This window comes from Cupriavidus pauculus (genome assembly GCF_008801835.1).
Taxonomy (GTDB): domain Bacteria; phylum Pseudomonadota; class Gammaproteobacteria; order Burkholderiales; family Burkholderiaceae; genus Cupriavidus; species Cupriavidus pauculus.
The window spans coordinates 1-3,517 of record NZ_VZOW01000075.1 but is presented as its reverse complement, the minus strand read 5'-3'; the positions used below and the strand labels follow the sequence as shown (position 1 = coordinate 3,517).

Genomic DNA, 3,517 nt, shown 5'->3' with positions numbered 1-3,517 from the left:
TGTGCATAAGCAGCTTTCGTGATGCCGAAAGCGTGGGGATTTGAGCAAGAACGGTGATGGACGCTGGAGGGGTTCCCTCAGGGAGCGTGCATGCACGCGCCTGAGGGAAGATGTCGCCTTTATTGTGTCGAGCAATGAAGGAGACCTCAGCAGTGTGCCATGCCTTGCTACAAACGCCAGCGTTTTTTGCCCTGTTGCGCCGGATCGACGAAGACTTGATGAAGGTGGCGCGAGACAGGGGCTGCTGCCATTGCGGCTCTGTGCTGCACAGTGCCAACTATCCGCGTAAGCCGCGCGGATGCCCACCGGCAGCACACCCGGACTGCAATACGCGCCTGAGCCTGTGCTGTGCCGGATGCCGCAAACGCATGACGCCCGATTCGGTGCGCTTTCTCGGCCGGCGTGTCTGGCTGGCCATTGTCCTGGTACTGCGATCGAGCCGTGCCACTGGCGCCTGCCTGGACGGCCTGCCGGCGATCAGTTGGGCCACGCTCAAGCGCTGGCGTCAGTGGTGGACCGAGACCTTCCCCAAGACCCCCGTCGGTCGGTGGCTGCGTGGCCTCATCCCGCCAACGCCCGAGCCGTTCATCTATCCCGACTGCCTGCTGCAATCGGTCGAGCACGACAGCGAAGACGAGCGTCTGGCCGCGGTGTTGCTTCTGCTGCTGGGCCCGGCCTGACCACGCTGGCTGAGGGATGCGCCAGATAGGGGAATCTCCCGCAGAACATGTCGATGGCGGGTCACCCGCACTGCCCGTAGCCTGCTCCCGTTATCCCCCCAACGGAGAGTCATGTCACTATCGATTGATCATCGCAACCGATGGGCGCGCTTGCGCTTCTCGGTCATTGGCCCTTTGCTGGCTTCGCCGCCTGCCAAAGGAGAATTGCAGCAAGCGTTCCAGGCACTGGCCGCCAAGGTCTGGCGGCACCCCATCACCGGCGCCGACGTTCAGTTCGGCGCGTCTTCCATCGAACGCTGGTATTACCGGGCCCGTCACGTCCAGGATCCGGTCGATCAACTCAAGAACCGACTGCGCGACGATTGCGGCCACTTCGTCAGTCTGAGCCCAGCCATCATCGAAGCGCTGGTCGAGCAGTACCGTCAGCACCCCGGCTGGACCATGCAGTTGCATTACGACAACCTGCGCGTCGCGACCAAGGATGGCCCGGACACGCTGCCGTCCTACACCACGGTGTGCCGGTATCTGAAGGCGCAGGGTCTGGTGCGCAAGCCAACCCCGCGCTCGAGCACGGATGGGGCCATCGCTGCTGCGGCTCGCCGCGAGGCACGCGAGGTGCGTAGCTACGAGGTCGACCACGTGGCCGCGCTCTGGCACCTGGACTTCCACCATGGTTCGCGCAAGGTGCTCACCCCCGATGGGCAGTGGCACAAGCCGCTGCTGCTCTGCATTATGGACGACCATTCGCGGCTGGTCTGCCACCTGCAGTGGTTCCTCGACGAGACCACTGCCTCGCTGGTGCACGGCGTCTCGCAGGCGATCATGAAGCGAGGGCTGCCGCGGGCCATCATGACCGATAACGGCGCAGCCATGATGGCCGACGAGTTCGTCGAGGGGCTGGCCAGTCTGGGCATCCTGCACCAGACTACCTTGCCCTACAGCCCATACCAGAATGCCAAGCAGGAACGCTTCTGGGGACAGCTCGAGTCCCGGCTGATGGCCATGCTCGAAGGTGAGTCGCACCTCACCCTGGAGCAATTGAACCTCGCCACGCAGGCCTGGGTCGAGCAGGAATACCACCACAAGGAACACGCCGAACTCGAGGCGACGCCTCTGCAGCGCTACCTGTCCTGTGCCGACGTCTCGCGCCCCAGTCCCGAGGCGCTGGCCTTGCGCCGGGCCTTCCGTATCCGCCAGCATCGCCGCCAGCGCAGAACCGACGGCACCTTCACGTTGGACGGCGTGCGCTTCGAGATCCCCGGCGCTTACCGCCACCTCGAGCAAGTCTGCCTGAGCTACGCGCGCTGGGATCTCTCCCAAGTCGACCTGATCGATGCGCGCATCGGCGCGATCCTGGCCGCCGTGTTCCCGCTGGACAAGTCTGCCAATGCCGACGCACGGCGCGCGCATCTCACGGCCAAGGGTGCCTCGCCTGCTAACGAGGAACCCGCGCAGGCTGGCACTGCGCCGCTGCTGCGTCAGTTGCTCGCCGAACACGCCGCCACCGGCCTGCCGCCGGCCTATCTCCCACCCGCACCCACCAAGCTATGAATCAACCCAACCTGCTGGCCTTGTACGGTCTGAAGTTCAACCCCTTCGCCCAGGACATCCCCGTCGAGGCCGTGTTCGTGCCACCCAAGCTCGATCACTTCTGCTGGCGCATTGAGAACGGTATGGCCCGCGAAGGCGGCTTCGCCATGGTGCATGGCGACCCCGGTTGCGGCAAGAGCGTCACGCTGCGCCTGCTCCATCAGCGCCTCATGCGCGTCCCCGATCTGATGGTCGGCTCGATCGCTCACCCACAGAGCAATCTGGCGGACTTCTATCGCGAGCTCAGCGACATCTTTACCGTACCGCTCAAGCCCCACAATCGCTGGGGCGGCTTCAAGGCGCTGCGCGAGCGCTGGCTCACCCACATGGAGGCCAGCCGCCGCCGCTGCGTGCTGCTCATCGATGAAGCCCAGGAGATGGCGGTGCCAGCCCTCTCGGAACTGCGCCTGCTCGCACAGGCACGCTTCGACTCGCAATTGCTGCTGTGCGTGGTGCTTGCCGGCGACGCTCGCCTGCCGGAGAAGTTCAGCCGCGAGGACCTGATCCCGCTGGGCAGCCGCATCCGCTGCCGTCTGGCGCTGGAGAGTGCGAGCATCGACGAGCTGCAGGCCTGCCTGGACCACTTGCTGGCCGCCGCCGGCAACGCCACCCTGATGACCATGCCATTGCGCCAGACCCTGTGTGAGCACGCCGCCGGCAATTACCGCATCCTGATGAACCTGGCGGGCGAGCTTCTGGCCCAGGCCGCGCAGCGGGAGCTACCGCAGATCGACGAGAAGCTCTATCTGGAAACCTACAGCGCAACCCTGAACCGCCGCGCCAGGCGGTGAGTGGCGCCGTTGGCCATCGCCGCCACGTCCATCAACACAACGACGACATCACCATGACCTTCCACCAGCCATCCGGCATCGCCCAGGGGCTGCCCCTGCTCATTGATGCCAACTGGACGCCCGCGCAGGCCTGGGCTGTGATCGAATTGCTCGACGATCTGCGCGACCGTCTGCATGCTCACTATCAATTGGCCTTGGCCCAGTGGCTGGCCGAAGATCGGCAGGAGCATCCTGATGGCCTTGGCGATCTCGCAGATAACGACTTCTGATCCAGTAACAAGGGGCCCGCCGGGCCCCTTGTTACATCAGTGCCGCTGCTCCGCATCCGGTCCACCGCGATAGATCGCCACGTCCATCAGCGTTGCCCGACGGCACGCAACATTGGTGATGGACGGTGCCGCAGCCGACCATCAATTACCGTGCTCGCGCATCCATCGAATCTCGTGCTCACGCACA

General features: G+C 64.7%; 4 protein-coding genes. All 4 read left to right on the top strand.

Features of this window, described 5'->3' with window-relative positions:
- Window positions 1-368 precede the first annotated feature (368 nt).
- The 4 genes from F7R19_RS29310 to F7R19_RS29295 all read left to right on the top strand — a co-directional run bounded on the left by F7R19_RS29310 (window position 369) and on the right by F7R19_RS29295 (window position 3,330).
- Entirely contained in the window at window positions 369-680 is a 312-nt protein-coding gene (locus F7R19_RS29310; protein ID WP_008651550.1) for a hypothetical protein, read from the top strand.
- Between the two features lie 111 nt (window positions 681-791).
- Window positions 792-2,231, top strand: a complete 1,440-nt coding sequence (locus F7R19_RS29305) for an IS481 family transposase (protein ID WP_008651549.1) — start codon at window positions 792-794, stop codon at window positions 2,229-2,231.
- Window positions 2,228-3,061, top strand: coding sequence for an ExeA family protein (locus F7R19_RS29300; RefSeq protein ID WP_008651548.1), 834 nt, complete (start codon window positions 2,228-2,230; stop codon window positions 3,059-3,061). The genes F7R19_RS29305 and F7R19_RS29300 overlap by 4 nt, the downstream gene beginning before the upstream one ends.
- Window positions 3,062-3,114: 53 nt before the next feature.
- Entirely contained in the window at window positions 3,115-3,330 is a 216-nt protein-coding gene (locus F7R19_RS29295; RefSeq protein ID WP_011229369.1) for a hypothetical protein, read from the top strand.
- Window positions 3,331-3,517: the final 187 nt, after the last annotated feature.